The organism is Thalassospira sp. TSL5-1 (assembly GCF_001907695.1).
Lineage (GTDB): Bacteria > Pseudomonadota > Alphaproteobacteria > Rhodospirillales > Thalassospiraceae > Thalassospira.
Genome location: NZ_KV880643.1, coordinates 18,424 through 34,333 on the forward strand (window position 1 = coordinate 18,424; position 15,910 = coordinate 34,333).

12 protein-coding genes are annotated in these 15,910 nt (G+C 54.0%); 1 reads left to right on the forward strand and 11 read right to left on the reverse strand.

Annotated features, from left to right (window positions below; all coding sequences use genetic code 11):
- Positions 1-47: 47 nt before the first annotated feature.
- The 11 genes from LF95_RS21565 to LF95_RS21615 all read right to left on the reverse strand — a co-directional run bounded on the left by LF95_RS21565 (position 48) and on the right by LF95_RS21615 (position 14,265).
- Positions 48-2,201 (reverse strand): hydantoinase/oxoprolinase family protein, encoded by a 2,154-nt coding sequence (locus tag LF95_RS21565; protein WP_073957277.1) that lies wholly within the window; start codon positions 2,199-2,201, stop codon positions 48-50.
- A gap of 380 nt (positions 2,202-2,581) precedes the next feature.
- Positions 2,582-2,722: a cytochrome bd-I oxidase subunit CydX gene (gene cydX / locus LF95_RS21570; protein WP_073957278.1), complete on the reverse strand. Its 141-nt coding sequence runs from the start codon at positions 2,720-2,722 to the stop codon at positions 2,582-2,584.
- Between the two features lie 18 nt (positions 2,723-2,740).
- Positions 2,741-3,904: a cytochrome d ubiquinol oxidase subunit II gene (gene cydB, locus LF95_RS21575; protein WP_073957279.1), complete on the reverse strand. Its 1,164-nt coding sequence runs from the start codon at positions 3,902-3,904 to the stop codon at positions 2,741-2,743.
- A gap of 5 nt (positions 3,905-3,909) precedes the next feature.
- Positions 3,910-5,520: a cytochrome ubiquinol oxidase subunit I gene (locus LF95_RS21580; protein ID WP_073957280.1), complete on the reverse strand. Its 1,611-nt coding sequence runs from the start codon at positions 5,518-5,520 to the stop codon at positions 3,910-3,912.
- A gap of 125 nt (positions 5,521-5,645) precedes the next feature.
- Positions 5,646-7,253 carry an amino acid ABC transporter ATP-binding/permease protein gene (locus LF95_RS21585; RefSeq protein WP_215905732.1) on the reverse strand — a complete coding sequence of 536 codons (1,608 nt, stop codon included), beginning with the start codon at positions 7,251-7,253 and terminating at the stop codon, positions 5,646-5,648.
- 50 nt (positions 7,254-7,303) lie between these two features.
- Positions 7,304-8,899, reverse strand: a complete 1,596-nt coding sequence (locus LF95_RS21590) for an ABC transporter ATP-binding protein/permease (RefSeq protein ID WP_215905733.1) — start codon at positions 8,897-8,899, stop codon at positions 7,304-7,306.
- Positions 8,900-9,062: 163 nt separating this feature from the next.
- Positions 9,063-9,545 (reverse strand): MarR family winged helix-turn-helix transcriptional regulator, encoded by a 483-nt coding sequence (locus tag LF95_RS21595; protein ID WP_073957283.1) that lies wholly within the window; start codon positions 9,543-9,545, stop codon positions 9,063-9,065.
- Between the two features lies 1 nt (position 9,546).
- On the reverse strand, positions 9,547-10,023 hold the full coding sequence (locus LF95_RS21600) for a MarR family winged helix-turn-helix transcriptional regulator (protein ID WP_073957284.1): 477 nt from the start codon (positions 10,021-10,023) through the stop codon (positions 9,547-9,549).
- Positions 10,024-10,042: 19 nt separating this feature from the next.
- On the reverse strand, positions 10,043-10,525 hold the full coding sequence (locus tag LF95_RS21605; protein WP_083607888.1) for an acyl-CoA thioesterase: 483 nt from the start codon (positions 10,523-10,525) through the stop codon (positions 10,043-10,045).
- Entirely contained in the window at positions 10,522-12,093 is a 1,572-nt protein-coding gene (locus tag LF95_RS21610) for an indolepyruvate oxidoreductase subunit beta family protein (protein WP_073957285.1), read from the reverse strand. The genes LF95_RS21605 and LF95_RS21610 overlap by 4 nt, the downstream gene beginning before the upstream one ends.
- Before the next feature lie 6 nt (positions 12,094-12,099).
- Positions 12,100-14,265 (reverse strand): thiamine pyrophosphate-dependent enzyme, encoded by a 2,166-nt coding sequence (locus LF95_RS21615; protein WP_073957286.1) that lies wholly within the window; start codon positions 14,263-14,265, stop codon positions 12,100-12,102.
- 115 nt (positions 14,266-14,380) lie between these two features.
- On the opposite strand from LF95_RS21615, the gene LF95_RS21620 reads away from it, so the two are divergent.
- Positions 14,381-15,895, forward strand: coding sequence for an aldehyde dehydrogenase family protein (locus LF95_RS21620; RefSeq protein WP_073957287.1), 1,515 nt, complete (start codon positions 14,381-14,383; stop codon positions 15,893-15,895).
- Positions 15,896-15,910: the final 15 nt, after the last annotated feature.

Consider the following 15,910-nt stretch of genomic DNA (forward strand, 5'->3'; position numbering starts at 1 on the left):
CCTTATTCAGGCATGAGGGTTGGCATTCCGTCGCTATCAGCGGATGCTCAGACTTCCTTCAGGTGGAACAAACGATGTTCATCGAGCCATGTCTCGAAACCATCGGGGACGACGAAAGTGGTCGCATCAGATTCAATGATTGCCGGCCCTGTGACGTGATTGCCTGGCAGCAGCGATTCCATGCGATAGAGCTGTGCTTCCATCCAGCGTTTCTTGCGATAGAACTGACGTGTTCCGAGCTTTGCCTCTTCGGGCGGGGTTTCGGATTGCAGCTCTTCTTTCGGGATGGTTGGTTTGGGGATGGGGACGGTGCCACGCATGATCGCGCCTGTTACCGAATAACCCAGTTCAGGCGAGCGTGCGCTGGCGGAATAAACCCGGCCATAAGTATTGTTATAGGCCTCGACCAGCTTTTCCCAGTCGGCTTCAGTTGATGCCGAATGGATCGGGCTTTCGATTTCAAGATCGTTGAGCTGTCCGCGATATTGCATGCGATAGCCCGGCTGAAGCTGAACCTTGTCCGCGTCATAGCCATTAAGCTTGAATTCTTCGAGCACGCGTTCGGTCAGCTCTTCCCAGGCTTCCTGCAGCACTTTCGAGGCGGCTATTTTTTCCGCGTCAGAGGCATCCGGGGCGATATTGATGTCGAGCGACTTGTCATAGCGATATTCAAAATCGGCTGCGGCACAGCCGAATGCCGAGAAACCGGCCGCCCATGCCGGCACGATGACATCTTCAAAGCCCAGTCCTTCGGTATAGCCATATGTATGGACCGGACCGGCACCGCCATAAGAGAAGCATACGAAGTTGCCTGGCGAATAACCTTTGCCCGAAATCATAGACCGCAGATAATCCCGAAGGTCGGAATCAAGCAGTTCGATCACACCTGCGGCGGCATCCTCGACCGAAAGCCCAAGCGGATCGGCAAGCTGTGTTTTGATGGCATCAACAGAGCGTTGACGATCAAGCTTAACAGCCCCGCCAAGGAAGTTATCCGGGTTGAGATAGCCTAGAACCATGTGGCAATCCGAAATTGTCACGGTATCAATGCCGCTGTCTGCCCAGCACACACCCACGCGATAGCCTGCGGAATCCGGCCCGAGTTTGATGGCCTTTGTATAGGGATCAAGCCGGATAAAGGAACCCGCACCGGCCCCGACGGAATCCATCGCCACCAGGGGCAGCGAGAGGACGAGACGGGCCATATCGGGATCGTTTTTGATGGTAAGCTCACCCTGGGTGATCAGGGCAACGTCAAAGGAGGTTCCGCCAATATCGGAACAGGCAATATTTTTATAACCGAGAACTTCGCCAAGATATTTGGCCCCGATAACGCCCCCGATCGGGCCGGAAACGATGGTGCGGGCAAGTTCCTTTGCTTTCCAGGAAATGGTGCCGCCATGTGTTGCCATAACGCGGAAGTCAAACTTGGTGCCCTGTTCCTTGAAGGCATCCGAGATTTTTTTCAGGGTCTGGCGCGAGGGTTCGGCAGCATAGCCTTCGAGAATGGTGGTGTTGGTGCGGTGTGTTTCCTTGCGCACCGGATAATAATCCGCCGAGGCAAAAACCGGGATATTCTTGCCGCTTTTGGCAATTTCCTCAAGCACGATGTCGCGTGTGCGGCGTTCATGCGTCGAGTTCTTATAGGAATGAAGCAGGCTGATCACGATGCCTTCAACATCCATTGCGATCAGTTCCCGCGCTGCCTGGCGTGCGCTTTCTTCGCGCAGCGGAATGACGACCGTGCCCGACATATCAACACGCTCCACCACGCCCCGGGTGAGCTGCCGAGGTACCAGGGGCGGGTCATAGGCATGGGTATTCAGATGGATGCGATCCTCATAGGCATAACCCAGATAACACTGGATTGCCCGGCCCATACGATGGAAATCTTCCATGCCTGCATTGACGATCAGGCCGCATTTCAGGCCCTTGCGTTGTACGACACGGTTGAGCATCGCAGTGCCGGAATAAACGCCGGTCTGCAATTGCCCAAGAGCCTCGGACATATCCATATCCCACAGCGACAAACCGTCGCGACTGGAATTGATCAGGCCGATGGCCTCGTTTTGGGGGGTTGATTGCGCTTTGCCGACCACGAATTCGCCGCTTGCATCGACAAAGAATGTATCGGTCATGGTTCCACCAGCATCAATACCGAGAACCTGAACGTTACGCGCGTTTTTATTCTGCACGTTCATTATTGTTCCTCCTTGTTGGACGATCCCTCCCGGATCGCACATGAAAGAGGGCAATCAACGTGCCAGTCAGTTTATAGATGTTCTAACAATCTGATTATGCGGCTTTTTATTTCTTTTCTAACTCAGTGGAGCTGAAAAGAGTGTCCGTATTCCGGACAGTGTCCGACCGGAAAGCCGTAAATTCGGACGATATGGACATTGTGCAGTGAACGAGGATAACGGACGGTTTTGCGATAAGACGGAGTGGAATTGATGAACGTGTTTTGTCTACTGCAGGCGTTTTGGGATGTGGCACATAAACGGGGTATATCATAAAAACTGGCCAGCAATATTGGCAGGGACGCATTGTAAGTCCCTGCCAATATACACCTGCTGTGCTGCTAGGATTGCGTCCTGCGCGGTTCTGCGTCGTTGTTATGGTTCAGAAGTTTTTGGTCTTCCCGCAGTTCCAGCCACATCGCGTTCAATACGGCAAATATGGCGGCCAAAGGCAGACCGAGGATCCATGCAAAATACCACATGTTTTCCGTCCTTTCCGGTCAATAGACCGAGTGCGAGTTATCATGAACGCTGGCTGTTGTGACCTTGCCCCACAGCACCTTATAGACCCAGGCGGTGTACATTAGGATCAGCGGCATAAAGATCACCGTGACCACAAGCATGATGAACAGGGTCAATTGGGACGATGAACTGTTCCACACCGTTAATGATGACTGCGGATGGGACGAAGAGGGCATGATGAAGGGAAACATCGTTAGCCCGACCGAGGAAATAACCCCCAGAATAGCCATCTTGGAGAACAGCAATGTCGAAATTTCGCGCCCGGCCCGCAAGCCCAAAAAGGTCAGCAAACCGCCGACAATGCCCATTGCCGGTGCAATCGCGATCCAGGGACGTTCACCATAGGCTGTTAACCATGTTGCGGTTTTTTCTACATTGAAGTGCAACGGGTTGGATGGACCGGTGGTGATATAATCACCAACGATACGATAGCCTTCAATGCCATAAGCCATCCAGACCCCGGCCAGAGCATAGGCCACCACCGCCAGCAGGGCCGCAACCGAACCAATGGTCCGGGCACGATGCTGGACGGCCCCTTCGGCTTTCAGGGTCAGCCAGGCCCCACCGTGCATGACCAGCATGGAGAGCGAAACGACACCAGCCAGAAGCGAAAACGGATCTAGCAGGCCGATGAATTTGATATACCACGCCCCTTCATAGACGGAACGAAGGTCTTCGGTAAGGTGGAACGGCACACCCTGAATGACATTGCCAACAGCAACCCCAAACAACAGGGCGGGAACGGCACCGGAAGCAAACAGGGCCCAGTCCCAGGCGGTGCGCCAGCGCGGATCATCGCGTTTGGAGCGATATTTGAACGCGACAGGCCGGACGATAAAGGCCGCCAGAACAACAAACATCGCCAGATAAAAGCCGGAGAAGGACACGGCATAAAGCGGCGGCCAGGCGGCAAAAATTGCGCCGCCGCCCAGAATGAACCAAACCTGGTTGCCTTCCCAGACCGGGCCGACAGTATTGATGGCAACCCGGCGTTCAAGGTCAGTTTTACCAACAAATGGAATAAGGGCACCAACCCCCATATCAAAGCCATCTGTCAGGGCAAACCCGATCAGCAGAACACCCAAAAGGCCCCACCAGATAACGCGCAAGACGTCATAGCTGATTAAATCATGCAGAATCATGGCCGTTACTCCGCTGGCATGGCGATAGAGTCGGCATTGCGCCGGCCCGCCAGCCGATTTTTATGGCGTTGCACCCAGGCTTCGGTTTCTTCCACATCCTGATACGGACCTTTGCGAATATATTTCAGCATCAGCCCCATTTCGATGATGAACAGAACAGTATAGAACAGCACAAAGCCAGCCAGTGTCAGCGACACTTCGGTGATCGACAGGGAGGATACCGACAATGCGGTTGGCAGAACGCCGTCCACTGTCCAGGGTTGGCGGCCAAATTCGGCAACAAACCAGCCCATTTCGGCGGCAATCCAGGGGGCCGGGATCATGATCACGGCCAGTTTGAGCATCGGGCGCGGATAATTCATGCCCTTGAACGAGGCCCGATAGAACAGATAAGCCATTGTGCCGATAAAGCCGAAGCCCAGCACAACCATGATTCGGAAGGCCCAGAACAGCGGCCAGACGGTGGGAACGGTGTCGTTTGCCGCAGCCACGATTTGGGCGTCGGTGGCCTGGCGTGGATCATCTATGTATTTTTTCAGCAAAAACGCAAAGCCAAGATCGGCGGAGTGTTTTTCAAAAATGGCGGTATCGGTTGGGTCCGGTGCGCCGTTTTTGGCCCGAATGTGCATCAGGGCATCATAGGCGATAATGCCGGAACGAATACGGTCCTGTGCCTGTGCGACAAGCTGGTTGATACCTGGAATTTCCGTTGTTAACGACCGTGTGCCGATCAAACCCATGACCCACGGGATTTCGATGGCATAATGCGTTTCACGCGCCTTCTGGTCGGGAAAGCCAATCAGGTTAAACGATGCCGGGGCTTTTTCGGTATCCCACATCGCCTCGATCGCGGCGAGTTTCATTTTCTGGCTATGGGTGGCGGAATAACCGCTTTCATCGCCCAGAAGCACCACCGAAAACGCTGCCGCCAACCCAAAGGCCGCGCCAACCGTAATGGAACGGCGGGCAAGTTCGATATGGCGTTCCTTGAGCATATACCAAGCCGAAACGCCAATGACAAAAACCGCTGCCGTGACATAGCCCGCGCTGACGGTGTGGACAAATTTTGCCTGCGCAACTTCGTTAAACAACACGGCAAAGAAATCCGTCATTTCCATGCGCATGGTTTGCGGATTAAATTGTGCGCCCACCGGGTTTTGCATCCAGCCATTGGCGATCAAAATCCACAGGGCCGAGAAGTTGGACCCGATTGCCACCAGCCAAGCCACGACCAGATGGGCCACTTTGCCCAGCTTGTCCCAGCCAAAGAAAAACAGGCCGACAAAGGTCGCCTCAAGAAAGAAGGCCATCAGGCCTTCAATTGCCAAAGGCGCGCCAAAAATGTCACCGACATAGTGGCTATAATAGCTCCAGTTCATGCCGAACTGGAACTCCATTGTGATACCGGTCGCAACGCCGAGAACAAAGTTGATCCCGAACAGCGTACCCCAAAATTTTGTCATCTGCCGCCAGATCGGGCGGTTGGTCATGACATAGACGGTCTCCATGATCGCGACCACAATGGACAAACCCAGGGTCAGCGGCACAAAGAGGAAATGATACATGGCCGTCATGGCGAATTGCAGCCGTGACAGCTCGACGATGCCAAATTCCATAATTCTTGGCTCCAGTTACCGCTAAGGTAGAACTTCTGCGGTGTAAATTATTATTCGCGAATATAATAACATACTGGCCTAAATGCACATTGATGGAGGTCAAAAATGGCCCTGGATTGCGATAATTATTTTAATTCGAGAATTTGATCCGCAAACTCACGCTCTGCCTGCCTGTGTGCTGCAATCAAAATGACGGCATTGGGGAGAACCGTCCGTATCCCTTGCAAAACAGCCCTTGCTGTGGTGTCGTCAAGTCCTTCGGTGGGTTCGTCAAGCAGCAGAATTCTGGGGTTGCGGACCAGTGCGCGGGCCAATACAAGGCGGCGTGCCTCGCCACCGGACAGGCCTTCACCGCGCGAGCCGATCATGGCAGACAGTCCGCCCTTTTGCTTGATGACGGTGTCAAGCTGCACGGCGGATAACAGCCGCCACAAATGTGCATCATCTGCCGGTCCTGCCATGCGCAGCGCGTCGGCGATTGTTCCTGCCATCAGGGTGCTGCGTTGTGGCAGTAATGTCAGGCAGGTGCGTAAATCAGCTTCGGACCAGTCTGTAATTTCTTTGCCCGCAATTGTGATATGTCCGGCCGTGATGGGGTGCAAGCCGGCAATGGCCAACAAAAGCGTTGATTTTCCCCGTCCACTGGGCCCCGTAAGCGCAATGGTCTTGCCAGGCTTTGCCACTAGCGACAGGGCTGTAAGGATTGGCAGGGAATCTTCTGCGGAGTCCAGGCGTTGCAGTGTTAGATCCGTAACCCGTAAATCCGTTTCACGGGCAGGATGTGCCGGGTTTTCGGGCGGAACGGGCATGGCAGCGGGATCGGCCAGGTCACGCCTGATCCGCCGGGCGGCATCGGCCATGCGCCCCAGGTCCGATACGGCACGCCGTAATGGTAACAGTGTTTCTGCCAGTGCCAGGGCGGCGAAAAAGCCCAAGGCAGCAAAAGCAGGGTCAATTTGCCGGGATTGCACCAGCATCATGCCGATCCCTAGGGCACCCGCCGAAACAATTGTTGTTAAAATTGCAAGCAACGCGCCCACCTGTCGCTCGCCATAATCCAAGCGGCGTTGCAAAGCTTGGCGTCGGGTGTCGGCGGTGCGCACATGTTCTTTTTGCGCCACCAGATGGCCATAAACCGCTAAATCGCGCCGTGCGCGGATCAAGTCGATCAGTCGGGTGCGAAAAGCCTGTGCCGCGACTTCCTCGCGCCGTGACAGCGGAATGGAAAACCGTGCCATCCATATAAAGATGACTATTGCACCGGCCAAATATGCACCGGCAATCCAGATGCCGATGGCGGGCGCCACCAGCCACCACAACAGGATACAGGCCAGCACCAGCGTTGATATTGCGGCAATGATCGGCAGGACCAACCGCAAAGACACGCCGTCCAATGCGTCAATATCGGCTGTTAAACGGTTTAAAACCTGTGCCCCGCGCATTCGGATCATCCGGGGATAGGGGGCATTTACATATGTTGCCAATACCCGTGATCGCAATGTTTCAAGCGCACGAAGGGTCGCATCATGGGTTAACATGCGCTCGCCATAGCGCGCTGCCGCACGGCCAAGGGCCAGAAATCGCACCATCGCCGAGGGGCGAAACACATCAAACACCGCGCCTGCACCAACAAGCCCGGCGGCTGCTGCCGCTGTAATAAACCACCCTGACAGCCCCAGAAGTGCGGCCCCCATCGCGAGCACGACAATACTGAGCGCAGCCCCCCGTAACATTGCCGATCGTTGGTCCCGCAGGATAAGCCGAAAAATTTTCCAAAGTGCGTTCACGACAAATCCCCAAGCTCAATGATGCGGTCCATCCGTGCGGCAAGGGCAGGGTCATGCGTGGCAACAATCAGTGTTACACCTCGGTTTACCTGATCCAGAAGGCCGCGCATGACCGTTTGCGCGGTATCGGCATCAAGGTCGGCTGTGGGTTCATCGGCCAGGATAACATCCGGGTCCCCAAAAACCGCCCGCGCCAACATTACCCGTCGGGCTTCGCCACCTGAAAGGCCGCCGCCGGTTTCGCCCAAATGTGTTGCAAGGCCCCCTGGCATTGTTTTTAAAACACCATCCAATGCCGCTGTTTTAATCGCGGCCTCCAGGTTGCCATTGCGGCCAAGTGTCAGGTTTTGCCGTAAACTGCCTGTCAGAAAATGCGGGGCCTGTGGCATCCAGCCCAGCCGGGCGCGCCAGCCATCGGCGTTATCAGGGCTTAGGGGCTGCTGTGCCACCAAAACGGTCCCTTGTGCGGGTATTTCAAGCCCCGCCATAAGCCGCAAGGCGCTGGTCTTGCCACTGCCGCTGGGGCCGACAAGCGCGACCCGTTCGCCCGGCGCAATGGCAATTTCGGGCAAGGCATAGCCTGATAGTGTAAAACAGCCAGATAACACAATACTTGCCGGGCCGGGCAAAGGTGCAGCAGGCCCGCCGCGCCCAGGCAATTCCCTACCGGTATTTGCCTGATAGGTGCTGATTTCGTCAATGACGGCGGCGGCAGCGGCCTTGTCATGCCAGGCGGCAGAAAGGTCACGCAGGGGCTGGTAAAAATCCGGCGCCAGCAATAACAGGAATATCCCTGCCTGCGGTGTAAGCGGGGCGACCCATGTGCCAAAATCCAGCACACCCAAAAGCGAAAAGCCGACATAAACCGCGACCATCGCCACACCAATGGCTGCAAAAAGTTCCAGGACGGTGGATGATAGAAATGCAACACCCAGGACCGCCATTGTACGGCGTCGAAGATCGTCCGCCTGCTGGACAAATCCCTTTAAAACTGTGGAGCCTGCGCCTAACAAACGAATATCGGCAAGTGCTGAAAGCCGTTCGACAAGAAAGTCATTCAGTGTTCCGATCTCGGTCATTTGCCGGGCGCTGGCTTCTTTGGCGGCCATGCCGACCAACGCCATAAAGACCGGTATCAAAGGGCCGGAGACCAGAAGCACCAGGCCCGCTGCCCAGGAATACCAGAAGGTCAAACCCAGTATGACCAGGGGAACAACCATGACCCGGGCGCGTGCCGGGGCATAGCGCGTGACAAAGGGGATTAAAAGATCAAGTTTCTCGCCAGCCAGGGCCGCAACACTGCCGGCACCGCCCGTTGCGCTGTCGTGAATGCGTGTTGCCTCGGTGGCGATAATGCTGCTGCGGGCATGTTCCGTAATGATTTCAGCAGCAAATTGTGCCTGTGCATCGGCAAAATAGGTTAGAACGGCGCGTAACAGCCCCAATGCGATAAAGCCAGAAACGGCGAATAGCGGCGAAGGGATGTCGCCTGCCAATAGTTGCCCCAGCACCCAGGCCACAAGTGCGGCCTGCAAAGGCCAAATCAATGCTGCCAAAACAGACAAAACGGCCGATATGCGTTGTGCACGCATCCCGGGTGTCATCAAAATGGCCATCCATTCTGATGCAGAAGGCTTTTGGCGGGAAGAATTATCCATGACGGCTCTCAAATTTGCATTAGATAATCGAAATTAAGAGAATAGCCAGTCCAAACCGCTTAATCCTTCTGATGGCATCATTCTGTTCCACGCAATTCTAGATTTGGTTCTTTTTGATGTTTTTGAGCATTTTGCCCAATACCTTTACACAGTTTTGTAGTTCTTCCTCATCTACGCCACGCAGGAGATTCTGATTGAGATCATTGATTGTTGGCGCCAGTCGCTTAAGTGTGCTGGTCCCGTCCTTGGTCAATCGGACGGTCCGAACGCGCTGGTCGGACTGGCTGATATTTCGTTCTGCCAGACCCGAAGATACCAATTGTTCTACTGTTCGGCTTGTTGTGGATTGCTCCGTCACGGAAAGGATCGACAATTCGTTGATTGTCAGTTCTCCGAACGCCGAAAGGCATGAAAGCATACGCATTTTTGCCCCCTGAAGCCCGTCTTTGCACAAAGCAGCATTTTGATCCGTTGCCCAGCGATATGCCAGTCGGGTGATAAGATAAGGTAAATATGCTTCCAGTTCTTCGCGAGACTTGAACGGAAATTTGATTTCGTGGGCAGCGGGCTCCTTTATCATATCAAGCCTCCAATGCCAGCTTGGAGGAGAGGTTTCGTAACGTTTTTACAGTGTTTGAGAGTTCTTCGGGGGCAACCTTGGAAAACATGTCTGACAACACGTCCTGATGAACTTTCAGGGCCTGTGCAAATTTGGCCTTCCCGGTTGGCGTTAATTTCACACGAAAGGATCGGCGATCTTCCAGTGACATCTCCCTGAAAACCAGATCATCCTTGATCAGTCTGCTGACAAGGCCGGAAACGTTACCGTTTGTGACCCGCAATGCACTAGACAACTCGCCCATGCTGATACCGTCAGGATATCGGTCAAGCTGTGCCATAGCATCAAATTTTGTTAAACTAATTCCGGTCTGGTCTGACAGTTTTCGATTAAGCTCGGCGAAGATTGAACTATGTATCCCCATGATACTCAGCCAGACACGGACCTGCTCTTTTTCTTGCTTGTTAACGTGATCTAGGACCTCAATCTCTGGCCGCATACTCGGTTTACCTCGTCATTTAGGGTTCCGCAGAATATTCCAGCATCGCCTCTCGAATATCGTTCGGAATTGGGATTGGGCGATGCGTATCCAGCGAAGTTGCCACAGTCGTAAAATATCCACGCAGGGCCTCATTGTCACCCAACATCGCATGTAGCACGAGTTGATAAGACTTGTTGCCGACTTTGTCGACCATTACAAAAATTTCGACCTCGTCGCCCATTTTGCAAGGTGCGAAAAATGTAGCTGCGGCGTTGACATAGCCGATCCCTGTTCGGCGGGGCCCGATAATTTCATAATAGTTGATGCCAAGTCGGCTGCAGAACCACTCCTCAATAACCTGGTTAAACACATTAAAGAATTCCGGTGTGTAAACGATACCTGCCGGGTCGCATTGTCCGTGCCTGAAAGTGACTTTTCCAGACCATAATCCTGACGGTAAGTCATTGCGAGACAAGGCAATAGGACGCGCATCGACGGAATTTTGTGATTGTTTGTTCATATGAAAGACTCAATGGTTTTGATGGTGCCGTCCAGATCATCGCCGGAGGCATCTTTGATTGCCGAGGTTAATAGACGGCGCGCCCAAGCAGCGGCATCATCCCTGTGTGCGATGGATTTTGTCGTTGCCATGACCTTGTCGAACTTGGATAGACCGCGAACATGTGTGTCGGAATAACCCTTGATCAGGCGACGGAAAGTCAGGATCGCGACCCCCAACTCATAGTTGTGGCGCAAGGCGTTGGTGGCCTCGGCCAGCCACGCGGTTCGGTGAGCTGTCTCCGTCTGATGGCGAAGCGATCTTCGGCGCATTCCCTTGAGGCTGCCAACCACATGAAGGGGTATAAATCCGCGCAGGGAATAGGTTTTTAATCGGCGTCCCTTATTGATGCGACGATCCATCCACGCATAAAGTCCTTTGCGTGCAATCAGCCAGTTTGCCAACCCGACGGGCAGGCTGGAAACCACTTCCTCCATGCGAGGGTGCATGAATTCTGTCGAGTTGAGAATCTGTCCGTCCTGCAGGCCAACTTCCGCTGCGATGCGGTCCCGTCGTGTGCTTCGGGTTTTCAGGCGGGCAACACGAATGACATCGTCATATACCATCGCATTCGCCAGATATTTCGCCGCCGTAACCGTGAATTCAAAGCCCCTTGCCGCGCCGTTGGCGGCGGCATCCTTTACGTTTAACTCATGTAAACGATCAAGATATTCGTTGCCATATTCAACATCCTGGAAATCAACGACTTTTTGCACCCCCAGGAATGCCATTTGGTGTGCCTCGGCCGGAAGTTCGCTGCGAATACGGTGTAACAGAGTATTGGCGCGGGTATCATTGAGGCCTTCTGGCAAAGGCGTCGGGGTCTTTTCAGTTTGCAGTTCGGTTGCGTTGGTTGCCTGCTCAGCATTTTCCGTGCGTTCAAAGGCGGCATCAAAGGTGCGAATGCTGGCTTCAACCCCTTTGCCGCTTTTACGGATCACGTCGTAATAGGCGTTACGATCAAACGGTAGTGTCCCTGAAGCGGCAAGGCTGCCAAACATCGCCGAGGAGATAACCGAGCCGTTCTTTACGGCCAGATTGTTCATGTCAAAGATGATTTCCTGTCGTGCGACAACCCCGATGGCGTCATGGACGGCTTTGCTATCTGCGATGCCTTCGCCCGGGGCCATTTTCTCAACGGTCGATAACATTCTGTGGCAAGACGCAATCAGCGTTGTCCGATCCGGTGTCACGATCCCCCGCAGGATTGACCGGCCTGCCTCCATATATTCGGATGCGATCACAACATCCACATCCCCGGGTGTGGGCATCTGGGCCAGAATTGGTTTTTGTCCGCTGCCACTGACCGGCATCATTTCGACATAATAAATTGTTGTACCGGTTCTTTGGGCCACACCTGGAACGGACGTGGACTGGGCCACCCAGTTTTGGCTTTCTGCCAGGCTGACAATCCAGTTGGTCAGCACGCCGCCGCCTTGCCCCCCCATTGCGACAATGGCGATGGAGATCGGGCGTTCCGTTGCGGCGCCGGCCGCCGCAAGATCAAGTTTTACGGTCGCTTCTTTCATGTGCGTTTATCCTTCAAAGCTGACGGTCCGACTTTCGCGGCGATTTTGCAGGTATTTGATGACAGTTGCGGAAATCCTGTCGCGGAACCTGTCCCAGGCGGTCGGGTTATGCGTTACTTCGGCGCGGAAAAATGACGGGCACAAAACCGCCGCGTCGGCGACTTCACCGCAATTGCCGCAGGCCACACAGGTTGAATCAATCGAGGCGACCGGATCATCACGCAAGGGATCATCCAGTTCTTTGACAGAAAGTGACGGGCAGCCTGACAGGCGGATGCAGGCGTGATCCCCTGTACACACATCTTCGTCGACGCCGAATTTTTCTTTGATAACCCGTTCACCGCCCTTGATGGCCTTGGCCACTTGCGGTTTCACCCGGCGCTGTTTGTTCAGCATACATTCGGATGATGCGACGATAATTTTGGGACCTTCGGCATCGGTTGTCAGTGCCTCGGTCAGGACGGCGCGCATTTTATTGACGTCATATGTATGGTCGATCTCGCGGACCCAGGTGGCGCCAACCCCTTTTAGGGCATCGGAGATGGGATTGTTGGTTTTGCGCCGTTTGTTATAGGCCCGCGATGACAGGATATCCTGACCGCCGGTTGCCGCTGAATAATAGTTTTCAACAATGATGAAAACGCCGTCATGTTTGTTAAACACGGCGTTGCCAATGCCGCTGGTAAGGCCATTGTGCCAGAATCCGCCATCGCCCATGATGGCAATGGATCGTTTGGCCCCTGGAATATTGAATGCTGCTGCCGATGCCGCACCAAGCCCATAGCCCATTGTTGTCGCACCAATATTGAATGGCGGCAGGATCGAAAAGAGATGACAGCCAATATCCGCAGAGACGTGGTGTTCGCCCATTTCTTCAAACACCAGTTTCATCGAGGCAAAGATTGGTCGTTCCGGGCAGCCGGTACACAGGCCTGGTGGCCGGGGCGGAATAACTTCTTTTAGTTTTTCCACGACTGGATTGGCGAGGATCGGGCCCGCATCGGGTACTGGCGCACGGTTGCCCAACTGCTGGGGATCATGTTCTTCAAGGAAACGGGTGATGCCTTTGGTCAGAACAGCGGCAGTATAGTCCCCGCCCATCGGCAGATAATCTTTGCCATGTATGGAAACGGGGCGTTTTTTGCGTGCAATGACGGTATTGATTGACTGTTCGATATATTCGGGTTGGCCTTCTTCGATGATCAATACGGAATCAAGGTTCTGGCAGAACGCATCCACTTCGTCCGGTATTGTGGGATAGGCGACATTCATCACATAAATCGGCAGCTTTGAGTTGCCATAGGCATCGCTAAGGCCCAAAAGCTGTAAGGCACGAATGGTGCTGTTATACATGCCCCCCACAACGATCAGGCCCGTTTTTCCCTGTTTGTCTTTTCCATCGGGGCCAGAAAATTCGTTCAGTTTGTTTTCCTGGATGAATTTGATGCCTGCAGGCCAGCGTTTTTCAATTTTTTCCGTTTCATGTTCATAGGCGGCCGGGGGGAGAACAATGCGGCCGAGATCGCGTTTGGGGGCGTTCATTGCGTCGCGCAGGGTGAATTCCGGGCGTTTGTTATCCTTGCAGACGAACGAACCCGTCATATGACAGGACCGCACCCGGACCTGAAGCATGACAGGTGTATTTGATGCCTCGGACAGTTCGAATCCTTTTTCGATCAGATTGACGATGCAGGATTGTTCGGGGCGCGGGTCCAAAAGCCACATTTGTGATTTCATGGCAAAGGCATGGGTGCGTTCCTGCATGATCGACGATCCCTCGCCGTAATCTTCGCCCACAATGACCATTGCACCGCCGGTAACTCCGCCCGAAGACAGGTTGGACAGGGCATCCGACGCCATGTTTGTGCCCACGGTTGATTTCCACGCGACGGCTCCACGCAAAGGATACATGACAGACGCCGATAGCATGGCACCTGCTGTTGCCTCGCTGGCGGAGCTTTGGAAAACAACACCCAAATCATCGAGAATGTCATTTGCGTCGGCCAGAACATCCATAAGGTGCGAAATTGGCGACCCCTGATAGCCGCCGACATAGGCGACCCCTGACTGTAACAAAGCCTTGGTGATGGCGAGAATTCCCTCACCACGAAACAGGTCTCCCTCACCCAGCTTCAGGTCTTCGACTTCTTTTGCGAAAGATCTCTCTGCCATAAATTCCTCCAAAAAATATATGGTAATGAATAAATTTATATGTAAAATAAGTCAATGGTCAGGTTAAAAATCAATCAAAAGCGGTCTGTCCATCAGGGAAAAAGGAAGTTAGATCATGCAGATAGCGAGACCAGACAGCGCGGTCGAAGAGATTCTCCCGAGTGTGGCCGGTTTTCTTGAGTCGCCCGTAAGGATGGTTATTGGTGACCAGAAGGTAGCAAGCGATACCTCTGAAACGCTTGCTGTGTTCAACCCTGCAACCGGGCAGAAAATTGCCGAAGTCCCCAAGGGTAACGCACAGGATATTGATAAGGCCGTTAAGGCTGCGCGCGGTGCATTAAAAGGTGAATGGTCTCGCATGCGGCCAGCAGACCGCCAGCGTGTTATGCTGAAACTGGCGGATTTGATCGAGGCCAATGGCGAAGAACTGGCGCAGCTTGAAACGTTGAATAACGGCAAGTCAGTGATGTTGTCGCGCATGATCGAGGTCGGCGCGTCGGCAGACTATATGCGTTACATGGCAGGGTGGGCGACCAAGATCGAAGGTTCGACCATCGATGTTTCAATTCCTGTGCCGCCAGGTACAAAATATCACGCTTATACGCGCAAGGAACCGGTCGGTGTTGTCGGGGCGATCACGCCCTGGAATTTCCCCCTTAATATGGCGGTCTGGAAAATTGCGCCGGCATTGGCATGCGGTTGCACGGTGGTTATCAAGCCCGCAGAGGAAACGCCGCTGACCACGGTGCGGCTTGTCGAACTGTGCCTTGAGGCCGGGCTCCCTGCGGGGGTGGTTAATGTCGTTACCGGCACGGGTGAAGAGGCCGGTGCGGCGCTAACGGCGCATCCAGGCGTTCAGAAGCTGGCTTTCACTGGCTCGACAGAGGTTGGCAAGCTTATTGGCGTTCAGGCGATGCAGGATATGAAGCGCGTTACCCTGGAGCTGGGCGGCAAGGCCCCGATGATCATGTTCGATGATATGGATATGGATCAGTTGGGGGTTGCGGCAGGTATCGGTGTTTTCTTTAACTCTGGTCAGACCTGCTGTGCGGGAACACGCATTTATGCCCAGAAGGGCATTTTTGACAAAGTATGTGATTTCCTGGCCGACATGACCCGTTCTTTATCAATAGGGTCCGGGTTGGATCCGGCAAACCAGATTAACCCGATGGTTTCTGCCAAGCATCAGGGCCATGTGAATGCCTGTATTGCACGCGGACTGGAACAGGGTGCCAAACCGTTACTGAATTCTGGCAGTTATGACGGCCCGGGCTTTTTTGTAAGACCCGAAATTTTCACCGCTGTCGACCAGAAAATGTCGATCATGCAGGACGAAGTTTTCGGCCCTGTTGTGACGATCACGCCCTTTGATGATCCTGATGACGCCATCGTTATGGCCAATGATACCCGCTTTGGGCTTGGCGCGTCACTTTGGACCACCAACCTGAACACCATGCACAAATACGTTCCCCAGATTGAAGCGGGAACCGTGTGGGTCAACGCCCATAACCTGCCTGATCAGAACATGCCGTTCGGTGGCTACAAACAATCAGGTATCGGACGCGAGCACGGCCGCGCGGCGTTGGACAATTACCTTGAAACAAAATCCGTCTGCATTGCCCTGGGTTAAGAAAGGCTGCAAAAA